At 64.9% G+C, this 19,851-nt stretch carries 17 protein-coding genes; 8 read left to right on the top strand and 9 right to left on the bottom strand.

The genetic code is table 11. The features are described from left to right. From ACTEK7_RS06025 to ACTEK7_RS06015, 3 genes are all read right to left on the bottom strand, one after another. Nucleotides 1-2,076, bottom strand: a complete 2,076-nt coding sequence (locus tag ACTEK7_RS06025) for a TRAP transporter permease (RefSeq protein ID WP_109144076.1) — start codon at nucleotides 2,074-2,076, stop codon at nucleotides 1-3. A gap of 234 nt (nucleotides 2,077-2,310) precedes the next feature. Continuing rightward, nucleotides 2,311-3,477 carry a TAXI family TRAP transporter solute-binding subunit gene (locus ACTEK7_RS06020; RefSeq protein WP_225112202.1) on the bottom strand — a complete coding sequence of 389 codons (1,167 nt, stop codon included), beginning with the start codon at nucleotides 3,475-3,477 and terminating at the stop codon, nucleotides 2,311-2,313. Between the two features lie 167 nt (nucleotides 3,478-3,644). Then, the gene (locus ACTEK7_RS06015; protein ID WP_036001120.1) at nucleotides 3,645-3,866 is read right to left on the bottom strand and encodes a biotin/lipoyl-containing protein; all 222 of its coding nucleotides are present in this window, start codon (nucleotides 3,864-3,866) and stop codon (nucleotides 3,645-3,647) included. A gap of 95 nt (nucleotides 3,867-3,961) precedes the next feature. Between ACTEK7_RS06015 and ACTEK7_RS06010 the strand changes: the two genes are divergently transcribed. The 4 genes from ACTEK7_RS06010 to ACTEK7_RS05995 all read left to right on the top strand — a co-directional run bounded on the left by ACTEK7_RS06010 (nucleotide 3,962) and on the right by ACTEK7_RS05995 (nucleotide 9,271). Then, complete coding sequence (locus ACTEK7_RS06010; protein WP_036001116.1) at nucleotides 3,962-4,936, top strand: IclR family transcriptional regulator; 975 nt, start codon at nucleotides 3,962-3,964, stop codon at nucleotides 4,934-4,936. Then, nucleotides 4,866-6,425: an acyl-CoA carboxylase subunit beta gene (locus tag ACTEK7_RS06005; RefSeq protein WP_225140187.1), complete on the top strand. Its 1,560-nt coding sequence runs from the start codon at nucleotides 4,866-4,868 to the stop codon at nucleotides 6,423-6,425. Before ACTEK7_RS06010 ends, ACTEK7_RS06005 begins: the two co-directional genes overlap by 71 nt. A gap of 275 nt (nucleotides 6,426-6,700) precedes the next feature. Next, complete coding sequence (locus tag ACTEK7_RS06000) at nucleotides 6,701-8,398, top strand: GMC family oxidoreductase (RefSeq protein WP_225146596.1); 1,698 nt, start codon at nucleotides 6,701-6,703, stop codon at nucleotides 8,396-8,398. 279 nt (nucleotides 8,399-8,677) lie between these two features. Further along, nucleotides 8,678-9,271: a hypothetical protein gene (locus ACTEK7_RS05995; RefSeq protein ID WP_225146597.1), complete on the top strand. Its 594-nt coding sequence runs from the start codon at nucleotides 8,678-8,680 to the stop codon at nucleotides 9,269-9,271. 78 nt (nucleotides 9,272-9,349) lie between these two features. On the opposite strand, the gene ACTEK7_RS05990 is transcribed toward ACTEK7_RS05995, so the two are convergent. Continuing rightward, entirely contained in the window at nucleotides 9,350-10,819 is a 1,470-nt protein-coding gene (locus ACTEK7_RS05990; protein ID WP_225146598.1) for an FAD-binding oxidoreductase, read from the bottom strand. A 182-nt stretch (nucleotides 10,820-11,001) separates the two neighbouring features. Between ACTEK7_RS05990 and ACTEK7_RS05985 the strand changes: the two genes are divergently transcribed. Next, complete coding sequence (locus ACTEK7_RS05985) at nucleotides 11,002-11,169, top strand: DUF2934 domain-containing protein (protein WP_081494475.1); 168 nt, start codon at nucleotides 11,002-11,004, stop codon at nucleotides 11,167-11,169. Between the two features lie 22 nt (nucleotides 11,170-11,191). On the opposite strand, the gene ACTEK7_RS05980 is transcribed toward ACTEK7_RS05985, so the two are convergent. The 4 genes from ACTEK7_RS05980 to ACTEK7_RS05965 all read right to left on the bottom strand — a co-directional run bounded on the left by ACTEK7_RS05980 (nucleotide 11,192) and on the right by ACTEK7_RS05965 (nucleotide 15,726). Then, nucleotides 11,192-11,935 carry a DUF72 domain-containing protein gene (locus ACTEK7_RS05980; protein WP_249786398.1) on the bottom strand — a complete coding sequence of 248 codons (744 nt, stop codon included), beginning with the start codon at nucleotides 11,933-11,935 and terminating at the stop codon, nucleotides 11,192-11,194. Between the two features lie 121 nt (nucleotides 11,936-12,056). Beyond that, on the bottom strand, nucleotides 12,057-13,346 hold the full coding sequence (locus tag ACTEK7_RS05975) for an MFS transporter (RefSeq protein ID WP_225146600.1): 1,290 nt from the start codon (nucleotides 13,344-13,346) through the stop codon (nucleotides 12,057-12,059). A 109-nt stretch (nucleotides 13,347-13,455) separates the two neighbouring features. Then, a complete protein-coding gene (locus ACTEK7_RS05970; RefSeq protein ID WP_225146601.1) occupies nucleotides 13,456-14,652 on the bottom strand; it encodes an acetyl-CoA C-acyltransferase in 1,197 nt (398 codons plus the stop codon). A gap of 303 nt (nucleotides 14,653-14,955) precedes the next feature. Beyond that, nucleotides 14,956-15,726: an enoyl-CoA hydratase gene (locus tag ACTEK7_RS05965; RefSeq protein WP_109144069.1), complete on the bottom strand. Its 771-nt coding sequence runs from the start codon at nucleotides 15,724-15,726 to the stop codon at nucleotides 14,956-14,958. 155 nt (nucleotides 15,727-15,881) lie between these two features. On the opposite strand from ACTEK7_RS05965, the gene ACTEK7_RS05960 reads away from it, so the two are divergent. Both ACTEK7_RS05960 and ACTEK7_RS05955 read left to right on the top strand, forming a co-directional pair. Then, nucleotides 15,882-16,409 carry a PaaI family thioesterase gene (locus ACTEK7_RS05960; protein ID WP_036022513.1) on the top strand — a complete coding sequence of 176 codons (528 nt, stop codon included), beginning with the start codon at nucleotides 15,882-15,884 and terminating at the stop codon, nucleotides 16,407-16,409. 69 nt (nucleotides 16,410-16,478) lie between these two features. Further along, the gene (locus ACTEK7_RS05955) at nucleotides 16,479-17,099 is read left to right on the top strand and encodes a TetR/AcrR family transcriptional regulator (RefSeq protein ID WP_036001077.1); all 621 of its coding nucleotides are present in this window, start codon (nucleotides 16,479-16,481) and stop codon (nucleotides 17,097-17,099) included. 149 nt (nucleotides 17,100-17,248) lie between these two features. On the opposite strand, the gene ACTEK7_RS05950 is transcribed toward ACTEK7_RS05955, so the two are convergent. Continuing rightward, on the bottom strand, nucleotides 17,249-18,157 hold the full coding sequence (locus ACTEK7_RS05950) for a LysR family transcriptional regulator (RefSeq protein ID WP_225146602.1): 909 nt from the start codon (nucleotides 18,155-18,157) through the stop codon (nucleotides 17,249-17,251). Between the two features lie 102 nt (nucleotides 18,158-18,259). Between ACTEK7_RS05950 and ACTEK7_RS05945 the strand changes: the two genes are divergently transcribed. Continuing rightward, entirely contained in the window at nucleotides 18,260-19,756 is a 1,497-nt protein-coding gene (locus ACTEK7_RS05945; protein WP_036001072.1) for a CoA-acylating methylmalonate-semialdehyde dehydrogenase, read from the top strand. Nucleotides 19,757-19,851 lie beyond the last annotated feature (95 nt).

Below are 19,851 nucleotides of genomic sequence, written 5' to 3'. Positions count from 1 at the left end.
TCAGAGCACGCGCAACCCGTCCGGCATCACAGGCGGGCGCCGGACCAGGAGAAGCGCGATCAGGATCGTCGGCAGCAGGATGCCAAGGCCGAGCAGCGTCACTTGCATCTGCGACAGCGGCATGATGCCGCCGCCGGGGGTCGCCACCACGAAGCCGCCGATCACCAGCAGCACACGGATGGGCCATTCCAGGCTGCCTGTGCCGCGCAAGTCGCCGACGAAAGGCTGGTAGCCCTGGATGCCGCCGCAGATGAACAGCGTACCGAAGGCGGCGAGGCCCATCAGGCCGAGCCCGGCGAGGTATGGGCTCGAACCCTGCAGCACCAGCGCCGGATTGAGCACGAAGAAGAACGGCAGGAAATAGATGATGCTGCCGACCCACATCGATTCCCAGCCGGTCTTCATGGCCGGCGATCCGGCAATGCCGGCAGCTGCGAAGGAAGCGATCGCGACCGGCGGGGTGATCGACGACAGCATGCCCCAATAGAAGATGAACATGTGCACCGCCATGCGGTTGAGCCCGAGCTTCTCCAGCGCAGGCGCGACCAGGATGGCGAGGAAGATGTAGCAGGCCGTCGTCGTCAGCCCAAGGCCGAGAATGAGGCTGGTGAGGGCGCACATGCCGAGCAGCAGGAAGGCATTGTCGCCGGCGATGTGCAGGAGGTCGTTGGCAAGGCTCGACACCACGCCCGTCATCGAGAACGCGCCGATCAGCAGGCCGCAGCCGGCGAGGATGCCGACCAGCTCGACGAAGGTGCGGCCGTTGACCTCCAGGAACTTGCCGATCGTCGCAAACGTCCAGCGCGTGTCCTTCGAGAAGAACTGGTTGAGCACGAGAAGCAGCGCGGTGGCGTAGAACGGCGCGTGGCTCTCGCGCTTGAAGTAGAGCAGCATCACGATCAGAAGCGCGATGACGAAGACGTAGTACCAGCCGTCCTTGATCGTATCCATGATCCGCGGCAGCTCGGCGCGGGGAATACCTTTCAGCTTGTGGCGCGCCGCGTAAGCGTCGACCTGCATGAAGAGGCCGACGTAGTAGAGCACGGCCGGAATGATTGCGGCGAGGGCGACATCGGCGTAGCTGACGTTGAGGAACTGGGCGATCACGAAGGCGGTCGCACCCATCACTGGCGGCGCCAGCACGGCGCCGGTCGAGGCGCAGGCCTCGATCGCGGCGGCATAGGAGGCGCGAAAGCCGCTCTTCTTCATCACCGGGATGGTCATGGTGCCGGCGGTGAGCACGTTGGAGATGATCGAACCCGACATCATGCCGAGCAGGCCGCTGGCAAAGATACAGACTTTTGCCGCGCCGCCGCGAAAGGTGCCACACAGCGCGAAGGCCAGGTTGATGAAGAACTTTCCGGCGCCCGTCATCATCAGCGCGGTGCCGAACACCAAAAAGCCGATCACGGTGTCGGCGAAGGCCTGGATGGGGATGCCGAGCAGGCTCTCGCCCGAGAGCACGTGATAGGCGGTCGCCTGTTCGAGCGTCGATTGCGTGCCACGAAACGGCCCGAGCCAGCGGGCTTCGGCGAACAGGGGATAGACAGTGAAGGGCAGAACGCTGAGGAGCAGGCTCCAGCCGCCGGTGCGGCGCAACGCTTCCATCAGCATCACCCACATCACGAGGCCTGCGGCGATCACCGTGTTGGGCGCGCCGCCGAATTCCCAGCCGGCCTCCGCCGCCTTGCGCACGTTAACCATCAGCATGAGCGCCGCCGCGAAGGTCACGACGAACAGGACGAGGTCATACCAGGGAACGCGGTCGAGCGGCGCGCGTCCGGTGCCCGGAAAGATCAGGAACGTGAATGGCAGCATCAACGCGATCAGGAGATAGAAATATTCCGTGTTGAGCTGGGTGTATCCGACGAAGAAGCGCAGCGAGAATTGCTGGTTGATGCAGAGCAGGATCGTCGCGGCGGTCGCAACGATCAGCGTCCAGCGCCACGCGCCGCGCAACGTGCGAACGCGCGTGACTTCCGCTTCCTGCATGTTGCCGGCGGCGCCATGGGGATCATCGAACACGACGCGCTTGGGCTCGTCTTGCGGGACGGTGGAAGTGGAAGAGGACATCATCGATCCCGCGCGTGGGCTGGTAGTACAGAATATAGCGAATGGCTGTTGGTTGAATCGAATGCGGCGGCGGCTGGCTTAACCTCTCCCGCTTGCGGGAGAGGTCGCCGCGCAGCGCCGGGTGAGGGCTCTCTCCTGGGGGAATCCCGCCGTGGAGATACCCTCTCCCCAGCCCTCCCCCGCAAGCGGGGGAGGGAGCGCACCTCCCTCTTGGCATCAAGCCCGAGCCCATTCGCTCTATTCCTCGAACCCGTTCGGCATGCCCGCTTTCGCTAGCGCCGCGGCACGCGCCTTCGTCCAGCCGTCGAGGAACGCCTTGTCGTCCGACGGCGGATTGGACTTGCCGTAATCGGCCCAGGCGGCCGCCAGCACCTCCTGCCGCTTGATCAGCTGGTTGTTGTGTGCCTCCTGAGCGTCGCTCCATTGGCCGGCCTCTTTCAACGCCTTCACCGCGCCGGGATGCACCGGCACCACCCAGTTCTTGGTCTGGCGGTTGGCCGCGAGTCCGCCGGCGCCGGGCGCGGAGTCCTTATAAGCGTCGTAGTTGACGATCATCGCCTTGGTGATCGCATAGACCTGGTCGGCCGGTTGCGAGGCGTAGGCGACGAAGATCGGGTAGGGATAATTGCCGAGCTCGATCGGCTTCTCCGGCGAGATGCCGGCACCGCAAGTCGCAAGCTGCGGGAAGAAGAACGAGCCGACCTTCTGCATCCGCGCCCAACCTTCCTTGTCCTTGGCGGGCAGCGGCGGCCAGATCAACCCGCGCGGCGAAGCCTCGGCCTCCTTGGCGGGACCGGTGATGGTGGTGCCGAAGGCGGCATCGACGTCGTTGTTGATCAGCCCTTTCCACATCGCGCCGTAGCTGGCGAATTCGACAGCCTTGACGTCCTTCTGCGTCAGCCCGGCGAAGGCGAGCACCGCGAGCGAGTTCTGGTTCAGCGCAGGTGAGCCGACCACGAAGCCGACGCGCTTGCCCTTGAGGTCCTTCAGCTCCTTCACGCCGGTGTCGGCGGCCACCGCAAGCGAGGCGCAATTGCAGTCGACGGTCGAGAGCAGGGTCTGCAGCGGCTGCGGACCCCATTCCTTCGAGCCGAACTCGAACACGCCTTCCTGCGCGAAGTAGGTGCCCGACCCCATCGCCGCGGAAACCGCGCGCTTGGCGCGCAGAGGCGCGAGGCGCGCGACGTCGTTGCCTGCGGGGAGCACGCGCACGTCGGTGCCGTACTTGTCCTTCATCATCTTGCCGACGCCGACCGCGATGTTGAATCCGGCGGTGCCGGTGTCATAGGCGGTGAAGGTCAATGTCGCCGGCAGCTTGATGTCTTCGGCGAACGAATAGCGTGTAGACGCAAAAGAAATGCCCGCCACCAGAGCAGGCGCGAGCACGAGCAGCCCACGAAGCATGTTTTCCTCCAATGATCTTCGCTTTGCCGCGAAGATTTTCATTCTTTGTTTGAAACAACGTTTTGATTGAAACCGATCATGTCACCGCGATCAAGCGATGGCAACGCCATACAGCGCGCGTGGGAATGCGACTGACACATTGTCGCGGAAAAGACCGGATAAGACGCTCAGCTCGCGACGATCGCTATAGCCTGTCCCTCCGCAACGACGTCATCGACCTTTACCAGAAGCGATGTGATGGTGCCGTTTGCGGGCGAGGGCACTGGGATCTCCATCTTCATCGCTTCGACCACCACAACGTCATCGCCATCCGCGACGGTTCCTCCAACTTGCACGGGAGTTGCGCAGATGCGTCCCGCGACCTCCGTGACGATCTTAATTTCTGGCATGCCATCGCCTTTTTGTTGTCGTCGCAAAATGCCTGAGGTAGCGTCATCTGCAAGTGGAATTTAATTCCGCACAGCGGAACACAACGGTAGGGATCATGGGACGACGTTCGGAGCGGTTGAGCAGGCAAGGTGCGCTCGCTGGCGAAGCCGGTGAGGGTGATGTGATCCAGGTGGTGTCGCGCGCGTTCGACGTATTGCGATGCTTCGAGGGCCACGAGGCGCGACTCGGCAATCTCGAGATTTCAAATCGCTGCGGTCTGCCGCGCTCGACGGTATCGCGGCTCACGCATACGCTGACCCGCATGGGCCAGCTCGTGTATCTCCCGCGCGACCAGAAGTATCGCATCGGCCCCAGCGCGGTGGCGATGAGTGCTTCGATGATGAAGGGCGCGCAGCTGCGCAGCATGATTCGCCAGCGGCTGCAGGAAGTCGCCGAGCAGCTGCCGGGCACGGTCGGGTTCGTCGTCCCCGACCGCTTCCATCTCGTCTATCTCCAGTTCGCGCGTTCGGCGACGGCGCTCGGCTTGCACGAGGGCACCGGCAGCCGCATCTCGATGGCCTCGACCGCCGCGGGCGCGGCCTACACCGCGGCGCTCGCGCCGGAAGTCGGTGATGCCTTCGTCGCGGACATGGAGCGGGAAGCCCCCGAAGCTGCGAAGATTCTCAAGCCCCGCATCGAGGCCAACCGGCAGATGTTGCGCGAGCGCGGCTATGTCGTCGCCTGCGGCCTCTGGAGCCCGCACATCAACGGTCTCGCGGTGCCGATCTGGTCGCCGCAGTACCAGACCTTCGTGGTCATCACGATCGGTCTTCTGTCGGCGATGTATGACGAGCAGCGTCTGCACGAGGAAGTCGCACCGATGATGCTCCAGCTTGGCCGCTCGCTCGGCAGCCTGATGGAAGGCGCGGAAGGCGACGCCTTCAACAACCGTATCTCGCGTAAGCCGGTCGCCATGGCCGTGCACAACAATAACAAGCCGATCCATTCGGAGGGAGTGAATGAACTGGAAGCCGGAACTCGACGAGCTCGCCCGGCGCGAAGCCTTCGCGCGGGAGATGGGCGGCGTTGACAAGGTCAAGCGACAGCATGACCAGGGCCGGCTGACTGTTCGGGAGCGTATCGACAAGCTGATCGACAAAGGCAGCTTTCACGAGATCGGTGCCGTCTCCGGCATCGGCGAGTACGATTCCAGCGGCGATCTGAAGAAGCTCACGCCGGCCAATTGCGTGTTCGGCCGCGCGCGCGTCGACGGCCGCACATTGGTCGTGGTCGGCGACGATTTCACCGTGCGCGGCGGCTCGGCGGATGCGTCGATCTCGGCCAAGCCGCTGATGGCGGAGGAGATGGCGCACGATTTCCGGCTGCCCATCGTCCGCATCATCGAAGGCTCCGGCGGCGGCGGCTCGGTCAAGACCATCGAGACCAAGGGCGCGGCCAATCTGCCCGGCGGCATCGGCGGCACGCGCTGGTATCGCTTCACGACGGAGAATCTGTCGCGCGTGCCGGTGGTCGCGCTCGGCCTCGGCTCGGTGGCGGGCCTGGGCGCCGCGCGTCTTGCCGCCAGCCACTATTCCATCATGACGCGGAAGTCCGCGATGTTCGTCGCGGGTCCGCCGGTGGTGAAGGCGCTGGGGCAGGACCTTACCAAGGAGGAGCTCGGCGGCGCCGATATCCAGACCCGCGCCGGCGCGGTGGATCATGCGGTCGACACCGAGGAGGAGGCGTTCGCCTGCGCGCGGCGCTTCCTCTCCTACCTGCCGTCATCGGCCTACGAGCTGCCGCCGACCTTGCCCTGCACGGACAGTCCTGAACGCAGCGACGAAGCGCTGATGAACGCGGTGCCGCGCAACCGCAAGCAGGTCTACAAGATGCGGCCCATCATCGAGTCCGTCGTCGACAAGGGCTCGTTCTTCGAGGTCGCAAAAAACTTCGGCAAGCCGATCATCGTCGGCCTCGCGCGGCTCGAGGGCAGGGCGGTGCTGCTGCTCGCCAGCGATAGCTTCCACTATGGCGGATCCTGGACCGCGGATGCCTGCCAGAAAGTGGTGCGCTGGGTCGACTTCGCCGAGACCTTCCACCTGCCGGTCGTCTATCTCATGGATTGCCCCGGCTTCATGATCGGCCTCGATGCGGAGAAGGCGGCCACCATTCGCCACGGCGTGCGTGCCATGGCGGCGGTGAACCAGACCACCGTGCCCTGGTGCACCGTGATCCTGCGCAACGCGTTCGGTGTCGCCGGTGTCGTGCACCAGCCGGCCGACCGCTTCTCGATCCGCTATGCCTGGCCCTCGGCCTATTGGGGCTCGCTGCCGCTCGAAGGCGGCATCGAAGCCGCCTACCGCGCCGACATCGACGCGGCGGAAGACAAGGCGGCTAAGCTGAAGGAGATCGAGGAGCGGCTCAACAAGCTCCGCTCGCCGTTCCGCTCGGCCGAAAAATTCTGGGTCGAGGAGATCATCGATCCCAGGAAGACGCGATCGCTCCTGTGCGAGTTTGCCCGGCTCGCGGAGCCGCTGCGAAAGCCGGGGCCGCCGGAGAATATGACGATCAGGCCGTAGCATCCTTGTGCCAAGTCATGACGCTCGTGCCCCGACGCAGCGCGCCGCTGCCCTGGCGATGCGAAGCATCGTCCAGTTCAGCGGTGCGCTGCAGAGCCGGGGCCCATGCCACAGCGAATCTGGAGCTTCCTGGGTCCCGGCTCAGCGCCGCAACGCTTGAAGCGTTGCAGTGCGTCCAGGACACGAGGTGCGGCATCGACACAATCCAAGACACTTCCATGGCAAAACAATAACGCGCTAAGCTCCGCCAACAAGAACAAGAGGAAGCGCCAATCGTGTACGACTTCATCATCGTGGGCGGCGGCTCGGCGGGGTCCGTGCTGGCCCACCGGCTCTCCGCCAGGAGCGCCAACAAGGTCCTGCTCTGCGAAGCCGGTCAGGACACGCCACCCGGCAACGAGCCAGCCGAAATCAGGGACAGCTATCCCGGCACCGCCTATTTCGATCCGCGCTTTCACTGGACCGAGCTCAAGGTGACGACCCAGGTCGTCAGCCACAACAATCCCGAGGAGTCGCGGCCTCCTTTGCGCAAATACGAGCAGGCGCGCGTGCTGGGCGGGGGCTCGTCGATCAACGGGCAGATGGCCAACCGCGGCGCGCCGACCGACTACGATGAATGGGAGGCGCGCGGCGCCGAGGGGTGGTCGTGGGCTGACGTGCTGCCGTTCTTCAAGAAGGTGGAGCGCGACCTCGATTTCGACGGACCGTATCACGGCACGGACGGAAGGATCCCTGTCCGCCGCATCCCGCGCGAGCACTGGACGCGGCATTCGGAGGCGTTCGCGCAGGCCTTCCAGCAGGCCGGCCATCAATTCGTGGCCGACCAGAACGGCGAATTCGTCGACGGCTTCTTCCCCGTGACGCATTCCAACCAGGCCGAGCAGCGCGTCTCGGCCGCGATGGGTTATCTCGATCGCGACACCCGCGCGCGTGTGAACCTTGCGATCTCCACCAACACGCAGGTACGAGAGCTGCTGTTCGAAGGCACGCGCTGCGTCGGCGTGAAGGCGATGGTCGACGGCCGCGAGCAGGAATTCCGCGGACGCGAGATCATCCTCTCGAGCGGCGCCATTCATTCGCCGGCGCATATGCTCCGCGCCGGCATCGGTCCCGTCGGTCACCTCAAGGACCTGGGCATTCCCGTGCTGGCGGCCTTGCCGGGCGTCGGCCAACGCCTGATGGATCATCCCTCGATCTCGCTGTCGTCCTTTGTCCGCCGCGGCGCGCGCATGAACGAGCACACCAGGCGTCACATGCAGCTCGGCCTGCGGTACTCCTCCGGGCTGCCTGATGTGCCCAAGGGCGACATGTTCGTCGTCGTCATCAGCAAATCGGCCTGGCACGCCGTCGGCGCGCAGATCGGCTCGCTCCTGACCTTCGTCAACAAGACCTATTCCGAGACCGGACAGGTCAGGCTCGCCTCGCGCGATCCTTCGGCAGAGCCGATCGTCGAGTTCAACCTGCTGTCCGACCGCCGCGATCTCGATCGCCTGATGAGCGGTTTCCGCAAGATGGCAGCGATCCAGATGAGCGAGGTGGTCAGGAAGGTGACGGACAAGCCGTTTCCGGCCGCCTATACCGATCGCGTCCGCAAGATCGGCGTGGTCAACACCAGGAACAAGATTCTCACCACGATCGCCGCGACCCTGATGGACGGGCCGGCGGCGCTGCGTCACTACATGATCGACAATTTCGTCGTCGAAGGCTTCACCTTCGATCAGGTGATGAACGACGACGAGGCGCTGGAAGCCTTCGTGCGCAAGGCGACGATCGGCGTCTGGCACGCCTCGTGCTCGTGCCGCATGGGCCGCACTGAGGATCCGATGGCGGTGGTCGACAATCAGGGCCGCGTCAAGGGCGTGCAGGGCCTGCGCGTCGTCGATGCCTCGATCTTCCCGGTGGTGCCATGCGCCAACACCAACTTTCCGGTGTTGATGTCGGCGGAGAAGATCGCGGCCGCAATGATGCAATGAGCGGCAGCGAGTTCTGGCGATCCGGGCAGTGCAGTGAGGAGGAGCGCTGATGAATACTTGCCTCGCGCGGTCCGACTTGGTTGCATGCCGCCAGCTTGACGCGCTGATCGAGCATTCGAGCGCTGCGGGTTAATCATCTCAGGCGCTACGTGTAGGCTATGAGATCGTGCAGTCGTGGCGCACGATCGCAGCCCGTTTCAGCCGCGCTTTAGGCCCATTTCAGCCAAACTGTTATTGGTCTCTTTGCCCGGGGCAGGGTCTCTCATTTGGAGTCCTGCAATGTTCAAGCGAGTATTTTCTGCGTGCGTCCTCGTTATCCTGGGTTCTGTCGCTTCGGAAGCGCGCCCTTATCGCATTCATCAAGCTCCTGAATGCAACGTCACCATGCCCTGCGACTTCTCCTACTCGCAGGCGCGACGCGAGCGGGCTGCCAGGCCCTCACTGGCTTCCAGATCTTCGCTGATTTCCAGGCCCACACTGCAAGCGTACCGCTCGACACAACTGACGGTGACTGATGCTGGGAGCACGACCACGCCGGCGGCCGTCTCCGGTGCCCACGGCACTCGCATTGTCGGTGGCCGTCCGGCCGGTTGCCCTTCGTCGTTCTGCGGCTGCGGCGCGGCTCTGCGCGTGTTCGGCCGTATCGTGCCGGAATTAAATCTTGCGTCCAATTGGCTCCGCTTTCCGCGGACATCACCCGCACCGGGAATGGTTGCTGCGCGACGAGGACACGTGTTCGTCCTTGAGCAGCACCTCGGAGGCGACCTCTGGATGGCCTATGACGCCAACTCGGGTGGGCGCGCGACGCGAATCCACGCGCGTTCGCTGCGAGGGTATACGATTGTCAACCCGCGCGGCGGCTCGGTGGCTTGAGGCCAGCGGATAGCACTCCAAAAACGGCGGACGGGTCGCAACATCTTTGCGACCCGCCAACGCCGAACGCCGAGCCGATCACAGCCGGAGCACCTTGCCGGGATTCATGATGTTGTGCGGATCGAGCGCGCGTTTGATGGTGCGCATGATGTCGAGCTCGGTCTTGGAGCGGTAGTGGCTGAGCTCGTCGAGCTTGTCGATGCCGATGCCGTGCTCCGCCGAGATCGAGCCGCCCATGGAGGTGACGAGATCGTTCACGGCGCGCGTGATGGCGGCCGCGTATTGGTTCAGCGTCTGCTGGTCCATGCCCTTCGGCCCCATGAACGAAAAGTGCAGATTGCCGTCGCCGATATGGCCGAGCGGATAGGGCCGAATGGTCGGGAGAATGTCGAGCACGGCCTTGAGGCCCTTGTCGATGAACTCCGGGATCCCTGAGATCGCCACCGATACGTCGAAACTGATCCCCGGTCCCTCGGCGCGGGAGGCCTCCGCCATGGCTTCGCGGATGCGCCACATGTTGCGCGATTGACCGAATGTGTGCGCGATCGTCGCATCCAGCACGCGGCCGGCTTCGAGCTGATCGGCGAGAAACTGCTCCATCTTGCCGGACATGCCCTCGGTTCCGTCCTGCCGCGGGCGCGCCGACGACCATTCCAGCAGCAGGTACCAGGGCGTATCCGCCTTCAGCGGATCCTGCGTGCCGGGAATGTGGCGCAGGGAAAGGTCGATGGCCGCCCGGCTGAGCAGCTCGCAGGAGCCGACATTGTCCTCGGACGCCGCGTGCGCCTCCGACAGGATTTCCAGCGCCGCGCGGGGATCGCGGATCGCCAGCCACGCCGTGCAGACGTCCTTCGGTGCCGGCCACAGCTTGAGCACGGCCTTGGTGATGATGCCCAGCGTCCCCTCGGCGCCCATGAACAAATGCTTGAGGTCGTAGCCGGTATTGTCCTTCTTCAGCGCGCGCAATCCGTCCCAGACCTCGCCATTCGGCAGCACGACCTCGAGCCCCAGCACGAGATTGCGGGCATTGCCGTAGCGCAGCACCTGCACGCCGCCGGCGTTGGTGGAGAGATTGCCGCCGATCATGCAGGAGCCCTGGGCACCGAGGCTCAGCGGCAGGAAGCGGTCGTGCTCGCTTGCGGTCTCCTGAAGCGTCTGTAACACGCAGCCGGCCTCGACCGTCATCGAATAGCCGACGGGATCGACATCCAGCACGCGGTTCATCCGGCCGAGCGACAGCACGATGCCGGTGTGCGCAGGCCAGGGCGTCGCCCCGCCCATCAGGCCGGTGTTGCCGCCCTGCGGCACGATCGCGACGCCGTGCTCGTGGCAGAGCCGGACCACTTTCGAGACCTCCTCGGTGCTGCCAGGGCGAACGACGGCGCCGGCGTTGCCGACCAGCAATCCCCGCCAATCCGTCACAAACGGCTGCTTGCCATGCTCGTCCTCGATCAGGCCTTTGTCGCCGACGATCGCGCGCAACGCATCGCGCAATGGTTCGGTCACGGGAGCGGTCGGGATGGTGGGCAGGGACGTCGGGAGCGGCATTTGTTTCCTCTGGCACATCTTTGTGTGTACTGAGCGCGCGAAGCGCCGCAGCCATTGTCCACGTTTAGGCTGCCGAGTCTAACGGCAATGCGCCACGCGTGTGGGGAGTTTGGGTCGGCCTGACCGCTTGGAACGGTCCGCAGCAGCACGACGTTTGCTTCTCGGCACAACAGGAGAGCCGCATGGCGAAGGTTGACGAGGAGCTCATCCGGGTGAGAGCCCACCAGCTTTGGGAACTCGCAGGCAAGCCGGAGGGCCGCCAGGACGAGTTCTGGCGAGAAGCCGAGCGCGAATTATCAAACGACGCCGGCGCAAATGCCGAAGAATCCTCAAAGACTTTCACGGAGTAATCCGCGAGCGAACGGTCTGGCGCTATCGGGCTTCAACCAGCTGGCGGGCATTGGCCATGGCTGCGCCCGAAGCGGTGTTGTCGAAAATGCACCAGACCGAGGCCGCCGCGCATCCGGCCAGCCGCACCTTGAGCGCCGCCAAGGCAGCCGCGTCATAGCTGGAATAATAGACCCTCGGTGAACCGTGAAGCCGAAAATAGGCCAGCCCGGTCCAGCCGCCGGGCGCAGCGACATTGGCGGCACGCGGTGGATCCGCGGCCACCCGCGCGACGCCTCGTTGCGCCAGCCAGTCGTCGGCCGGCCTGGTGAACCAGCTCGCGTGCCGTGGCTCGCAAACCACCGGCACCTGCCCCCCTTTCTGCAGCGCTATTACGAGCTTCCCGGCGCCGCGCCTTGCGAAGATTGTCGACGAAGGCAATTGCAGCAGCAGCACGCCGAGCTTTTGCCCAAGGCCGGAAATCTCCTCGCAGAACCGATCGACGTCCGCGCGATCGAACCTCAGCTCCGGCGCATGGCTGATCGATTGCGGGACCTTGACCGCAAAACGGAAGCCGGCCGGCACCGCAGCGCTCCATCGCTCATATGTCGTGCGCCGATGCGGACGATAGAACGACGTGTTGATCTCGGTGCAGTTCAGCACTGAGGCGTAGCGCTCAAGGTGGGAGCCCTCGGCCTTGAACGCATCCGCATGCTGGGACGGCACGTTCCATCCCGCCGTGCCAATCCGAAGGGCATGCTTGCGCGTCCGTCCAGGCCTGTCTGTCATCGCCACAGCATAGGAGGCATCTTTGCGGCGTGGTCATGTCGGAACGATTTGGCCCGCCTTCACGACACTGCGGGGCTCTGTTTCTTCTGTCAAACCGGAAGGCAGAAGACGTGGTTCCTTCTCACGCCATCGCCACTTGCGGCTTCGGCTGCCGCGACAGCGCCAGCACGATCAGGGCCGCGAACACGCAGAGCGCGCCGGCGATGAAGAAGGCGGGCAGGTAGCTCTGGTAGACTGTGCGCGAGAACCCCGCGCCGAACGCCGCGGCGCCGGCGCCGAGCTGATGGCCGGCGAATATCCAGCCGAACACCAGATTAGCGCGCTCGGGCCCGAACTTTTGCGCGGTGAGCCGCACCGTCGGCGGCACCGTCGCGATCCAGTCGAGACCATAGAACATCGCGAAGACCGAGAGGCCGTAGAAGGAGAAATCGCTGAACGGCAGGAAGATCAGCGAGAGCCCGCGCAGGCCGTAGTACCAGAACAGGAGCCAGCGATTGTCGTAGCGGTCGGACAGCCAGCCCGACATGACCGTGCCGAAGAAGTCGAAGATGCCCATCGCCGCCAGCAGGCTCGCCGCCTGCACCTGCGGGATGCCGAAATCGAGGCACATCGGGATCAGGTGCACCTGCACCAGCCCGTTGGTGGAGGCGCCGCAGATGAAGAAGGTCGCGAACAGGATCCAGAACGTCATCGACGTCGAGGCGTCGCGCAGCGTGCCGAGCGCAACGCCCGTGATCGAGCCGTGGCTGACCGGCGGCGCCGGCAAAGGTTCGGTGCCTTCGTCGCCGAACGGCCGCAGGCCGACGTCGCTCGGCCGGTCACGCATCGCGAGCAGCACCGCCAGCGACGAAATAACGAGCATGATGCAGACCAGGCCGAGTGCGAGACGCCAGCCGTAGCGCTCGGTGAGGCTCGCCAGCAGCGGCAGGAACACGAGCTGGCCGGTGGCAACGCTTGCGGTCATGATGCCGACCACGAGGCCGCGTCGTGCCGCGAACCAGCGCGTGGCGATGGTCGCGCCGAGCACCAAGGCCGTCATGCCGGTGCCGATCCCGATCACCACGCCCCAGAGGGCAATGAGCTGCCAGACCTCCGTCATGCCGAGCGAGAGCACGAGCGCCGAGACCACGATCAGCTGGGCGGCCAGCGTGACGTTGCGCAGGCCATAGCGGTTGAGCAGGGCGGCCGCGAACGGCGCCATCAGTCCGAACAGGATGAAGCGGATCGACAGCGCGGACGAGATCTCCGCCGTGCTCCAGCCGAACTCCTTCTGCAGGGGAACGATGAACACGCCGGGCGCGCCGACCGTGCCGGCGCTGATCAGCGCGGTGAGGAAAGTCACGCCGACCATCACCCAGCCATAATGAATGTTACGGCGGGACAGTGCTGCCGCGAGCCAGTTCGAGATCATCGGGCCTCAACGTTGATGGGCAGGCCGCAACAGACCTGCGTCAGTTAGAGAATGGCACGGGATGTCTCTGTCGCAAATGGCAGAGTTCCCTCGTTTTCGGACTCTTGGGTCAGCGGGCGAGGCGTTCCACCGCAATCGCGGTGGCTTCGCCGCCGCCGATGCAGAGTGCGGCGATGCCGCGCTTGAGGTTGTTGGCCTCCAGCGCATGGAGCAGCGTCACGATCAGCCGCACGCCGGTGGCGCCGATGGGGTGGCCCAGCGCGCAGGCGCCGCCGTTGACGTTGAGCTTCTCGCGGGGAATGCCGAGATCGCGCTCCGCCGCCATCGCCACCACGGCGAAGGCCTCGTTGATCTCGAACAGGTCGACGTCGCCCGCGCTCCAGCCGACCTTGTCCAGCAGCTTGCGGATCGCCGGGATCGGCGCCGTGGTGAACCATTGCGGCTCCTGGCTGTGGGTGGCGTGGCCCTTGATCTCGGCGAGAACAGGCAAGCCGTTCTGGTCGGCAAGCGCGCGCTTCGTCAGCACCAGCGCGGCGGCGCCGTCGGCATTGGCGGAGGAGGCGGCCGGCGTGATGGTGCCGTTGGCGCGGAACGCCGGCTTCAATCCGGGGATCTTGGCGGGGTCGACCTTGAGCGGATGCTCGTCATTGGCGATCACGCGCGGTTCGGCCTTTTCGGTCAGCGTGATCGGCGCGATCTCGGCCTTGAACGCGCCGCCCTCGACGGCCTTGCGGGCGCGGCTCAGCGTCTCCATCGCATAGGCGTCCTGGTCCTTGCGGGTGAATTGATAGGCTTCCGCCGTGGCTTCGCCGAAATCGCCCATGGAACGGCCGGTCTCGTAGGCGTCCTCCAGGCCGTCCATCATCATGTGGTCGATGATGCGGTCGTGGCCGACGCGATAGCCGCCGCGCGCCTTGGCGAGCAGGTAGGGCGCGTTGCTCATGCTCTCCATGCCGCCGGAGACGACGATCTCGGCCGAGCCGGCGCGGATGATGTCGTGCGCCAGCATGGTCGCCTTCATGCCGGAACCGCAGACCTTGTTGACGGTGGTGGCGCCTGTCGCATCGGGCAGACCGGCGCTCCGCGCTGCCTGCCGCGCCGGCGCCTGGCCTTGGCCTGCCGGCAGCACGCAGCCCATGAAGACCTCGTCGACCTTCTCGGGCGCGAGCTTGGCGCGCTCCAGCGCCGCACCGATCACATGTGAGCCGAGCTTGTGGGCCGGGAGCGGCGACAACTCGCCCATGAAGCGGCCGAGCGGGGTGCGTGCGGCGGAGACGATGACGACGGGATCGGCGGCTTCGGCCATGACGAGAACTCCCTGGCGATGACGTGTAAGATTATGATCATCATATGATGCGTCGCAAAAAATGCAACCGCGACAGGGATGAGAAAATGTCGTGGGCCGGATGAGATTTGGTCGTGCGATTGGGGGCTGCTTACCCACAGTACGCTGTCATTGCCCGCGAAGGCGGGCAATCCAGTATTCCAGAGGCCACGCGGCTAGAACCGGGTAGGCGCGGCGTACTGGAGGCCCCGCCCCCGTGCGCAACTGCGCACTAGGCGGGGCATGACACCGTCTTTTCTTGGTTGCGCTGTTGCTTCCTCGCGTCTACCGCTTCCGGTTGACAAACGCGCCCATCAGCCGCGTCGGCTCGTCCGTCAGGAACGACTCGCCAAACACTTTCACGCTCAAATTCACCGACTCGGTCAGCGGCAGTTCCTCCCATTGCCGCAGCAGCGCCTTTTGCGAGCGCAGCGCCTCGGGGCCGCATTCGAGCAAGGCCTTCACTAGATGCTCGACCTCGGCATCGAGCTCGCCGGGCGCAGCGACCTTGTCGACCAGGCCCCATGCCAGCGCCGTGGCTGCATCGATGTTCTCCGCCGTCATCACCAGCCAGCGCGCGCGGGCCCAACCGATCAGGCGCGGCAACAGCGCGGCATGGATCACCGAGGGGATGCCGACACGCACCTCGGGCATGCCGAAATGGGCATCATGCGCGGCGACGCGGAAGTCGCAGGCCGCCGCCACTTCGAGCCCGCCGCCGAGGCACCAGCCCGGCATGCGTGCGATGATCGGGGCAGGGAAGGCGCGCACCGCCTCGCAGAGATCGCGCAGGCGGCTGATGAAGGCCTCGGCGGATGTCTGGTCGAGCCCGGCCATCTCCTTGATGTCGGCTCCGCCGATCAGGCTCTTCTCGCTCTGTCCGCGCAGCACCACGACGCGGATGCTGCGGTCGGATGCGAGCTGCTGCAGGCCTTCGCGCACGGCGTCGGTCACGGGCGAGCCGAGGATGTTGAGCGGGCCGGCGTTGCAGATCGCGACATGAACGACGCCGCGCGCATCGCGCGTCACGCCGCAATGATTGTTGAGCATTTCCATCGTGGGATCTCGAAAGGTTTCGCGGACATGCGCGGGGCGCGCCGGTCGGGATCACTTCCGGGCCGAAACGTACGTCTTGTCAAGCGGCGGGGAGGGCGGGTTGCCAGCGTGAAGTCCGTAGCATAGTATGACGAATATCATCTAAAGAGGCTGCCATGACCGGTGACGATCAACCCGACCTGTTTTCGCCCGCGCAGAGGCGGGAACGAGTAGTGGACTGGCAGGTGCCTGCGCCGGTGGCGCGGGCGGCGATGGGCCTCTCGGGCATGGATGCCATGCTGGGCATCCGTGACGGCCGCCTGCCGCCGCCGCCCTTCGCCAAGCTGATAGGTTTCACCATGGCCGTGGTCGAGCCGGGCCGGATCGTCATGGAACTGGAGCCGCGCGAGGATCTCGAAAACACCATCGGACTTCTCCATGGCGCGACCGCCGCAGCGCTGCTCGATACGGCCATGGGATGCGCCATCTCGACCAGGCTGGAGGCCGGACAAAGCTCGGTGACCCTCGATCTGAAGCTGACTTATCTGCGCCCCCTGTCGGTGCGTTCCGGGCTGATTTCGGCCGAGGGCAAGGTGATCAAGCTAGGACGCCAGACCAGCTATACCGAGGGTTTTGTGCGGGACGGCAAGGGCGCACTTGCGGTCCATGCAACTGCGACCTTCTCCATGATCGGCACAACTTGACATGAATTAATGCACCCATCTCGGCATTTGCGTGTTATGAGATGATCTCCGACATTCAATGAGATCCGCATGCGCTATTCCCGGGAACACAAGCAGGAAACCCACGATCGCATCGTGAAGAAGGCCTCGGTGCGGCTGCGGGAGAAGGGTGCCCACGGTATCGGCGTCGCCGACCTCATGAAGGAGGCGGGCCTGACCCACGGCGGCTTTTACGCGCATTTCGATTCCCGCGAGGCGCTGGTGATCGAGGCTTTTGCCTACGCGATGGACCGTTCGATGGAACACTGGCGCAAGCTCACCGGCGAGGTCGCTCCGGAAAAGCGGCTGGCGCTGATCGCGGAAAGCTATTTGTCCACGCTGCATCGCGACAATCCCGGTCACGGCTGCTCGATTCCCGCGCTGGGAGCCGAGATCGCCCGCGAGAGTCCGAAGACACGCAAGGCCTTTGCCGGCAAGCTGGATGAGATGATCGAGGCCCTGACCGACACCATCCCGAACATGCCCCGCAAGGCGGCACGCAAGCAGGCGATCGCGACGCTCGCGACGATGGCCGGAACCATGCTGCTGGCGCGCATCGCCGGCTCGAGCGAATTGTCCGACGAGATGCTGAAGGCCGGCCGGGACCACGCGCTCGAGGGAGCGAAGCGTGAGTCGAAGGTGGCGGCCGCGAAGAAGGCGAAACAGAATTAGGCGAGATGCCGTGTAGGGTGGGTTAGCCATGCGATTGCGCGAAGCGTATTCGCTTGGCGTAACCCACCACTGTGTTCGTCCGCGGAGACGGAAGAGGTGGGTTACGCCTTCGGCTAACCCACCCTACGAGACCCCTAAGAGACCGCCGTTCACCGCCCAGCAAACAACGCCCGCTCGCGCTCGACAATCTCCGAGATGTAATCCGCCACGGCCCTGATCCGCGCCAGGTCCTTGCTGTCGGCGTGCATCAGCATCCAGAACGTCCGCGTGATCGAGATTTCGTCGGGCAGCACGGCGACGAGCTGCGGATAGTCGCTCGCCATGAAATGCGGCAGCACCGCGATGCCGAAGCCTGAGAGCGTGGCGTTGAGCTGGGCGATCAGATTGGCGCTGCGGAAGCGCGCCGAGATTCGCGGCGACACCTGTGGCAGATAGTCGAGCTCCGGCGTGAACAGGAGTTCCTCGATGTAACCGACGAAGCGGTGCTGCGTCAGATCCTGCCGCGAGACGATTTTCGGGAAGCGGTCCAGATAGGCGGGGGCCGCGTAGAGCCCAAGGCGATAGTCGAGCAGCTTGCGGCCGACGATGCGGCCTTCCTTGGGCATGGTCAGGCTGATGGCGATGTCGGCCTCGCGCTTGGAGAGGCTGAACAGCCGCGCGGTTGCTACAAGTTGCAAGTCGAGATCGGGATAGCGGTCCGCGAACGGCGTCAGCCGCGGCGCCAGGAAGGCGGTGCCGAACCCATCAGGCGCGCCGATCCGCACCGTGCCGGTCAGCCGCGCCACGGAGCCGCCGACCTGCTCCTGGTTGGCGACGATGGTCGATTCCATGGCTTCGGCGCTGTCGGCGACGCGCTGGCCGGCCTCGGTGAGGAGGTAGCCGGTCTTGCGCCGGTCGAACAGCTTGGCCGAGAGGTGCTTCTCCAGCCGGTCGACGCGGCGGATCACGGTGGCATGGTCGACCCCCAGCTGTTTTGCCGCAGCCGACACCGAGCCGCCCCGCACGATGGCCAGCACGAAGCGAAAGTCGTCCCAATCGATAGCGCCTTGATCCAGCATTTTCGCACATCTATGGTGCATTATCTCAGACTTGAATCCTATAAAATGCAGGTCAATAGGATTTGTCAAAGCGACCACGCTCGGCCTGAAGGAGACCATTCCATGCGTTCAATCGGACATTTCATCGGTGGCAAGGAGGTCAAGGGCACCTCTGGCCGCACCGCCGACGTTTTCGAGCCGATGACCGGTGACGTTCAGGCCAAGGTGGCGCTGGCGTCCAAGGCCGAGGTCCGCGCCGCCGTCGAGAACGCGCGCGCCGCACAGCCCGAATGGGCCGCGACCAACCCGCAGCGCCGCGCCCGCGTCATGATGAAATTTGTTGAGCTGGTCCAGCGCGATTACGACAAGCTCGCCGAGCTGCTCGCGCGCGAGCACGGCAAGACCGTCCCCGACGCCAAGGGCGACATCCAGCGCGGCCTAGAAGTCGCGGAATTCGCTTGCGGCATTCCGCATCTGATGAAGGGCGAGTACACCGAAGGCGCTGGCCCCGGCATCGACATCTATTCGATGCGCCAGCCGCTCGGCGTCGTCGCAGGCATTACGCCGTTCAATTTCCCGGCGATGATCCCGATGTGGAAGTTTGCGCCGGCGATCGCCTGCGGCAACGCTTTCATCCTCAAGCCCTCGGAGCGCGACCCCGGCGTGCCGATGCTGCTCGCTGAACTCATGATGGAAGCGGGCCTGCCGGCCGGCATCCTCAACGTCGTCAACGGCGACAAGGAGGCGGTCGACGCCATCCTCGACGATCCCGACATCAAGGCCATCGGCTTCGTCGGCTCGACGCCGATCGCGCAATACATCTACGAGCGCGCCGCACAGACCGGCAAGCGCTGCCAGTGCTTCGGCGGCGCCAAGAACCACGCCATCGTCATGCCGGACGCGGACATGGACCAGGCCGTCGACGCGCTGATCGGCGCCGGCTACGGCTCGGCCGGCGAGCGCTGCATGGCCGTTTCCGTCGCGGTCCCCGTCGGCAAGTCCACCGCCGACCGCCTGATGGAAAAGCTGATCCCGCGCGTCGAGTCCTTGAAGATCGGCACCTCGATCGATCCGTCGGCCGACTACGGTCCGCTCGTGACCCGCGAGGCGGTCGAGAAGGTCAAGAGCTACATCGACATCGGCGTCAAGGAAGGCGCGACGCTCGCCGTCGACGGCCGCGGCTTCAAGATGCAGGGCTACGAGAACGGCTTCTATCTCGGCGGTTCGCTGTTCGACAACGTCACCAAGGACATGCGGATCTACAAGGAAGAGATCTTTGGCCCGGTGCTCTCGGTGGTGCGCGCGCACGACTACAAGGAGGCGCTGGCGCTGCCGTCCGACCACGATTACGGCAACGGCGTTGCCATCTTCACCCGCGACGGCGATGCCGCGCGCGACTTCGCGGCCAGAGTCAACGTCGGCATGGTCGGCATCAACGTGCCGATCCCGGTGCCGATCGCTTATTACACCTTCGGCGGCTGGAAGAAGTCGGGCTTCGGCGATCTCAACCAGCACGGCCCGGACTCGATCCGCTTCTACACCAAGACCAAGACGGTGACCTCGCGCTGGCCGTCCGGCGTCAAGGAAGGTGCGGAGTTCTCGATCCCGCTGATGAAGTAAGGCTGTAGCCCAGCCTGTCATTGCGAGCGCAGCGAAGCAATCCAGACTGTCACTGCGGAACTACTCTGGATTGCTTCAGTCGCTTCGCTCCTCGC

Source organism: Bradyrhizobium sp. JHI2711, from assembly GCF_056156565.1.
This window is presented reverse-complemented; position numbering and strand designations above follow the sequence as displayed.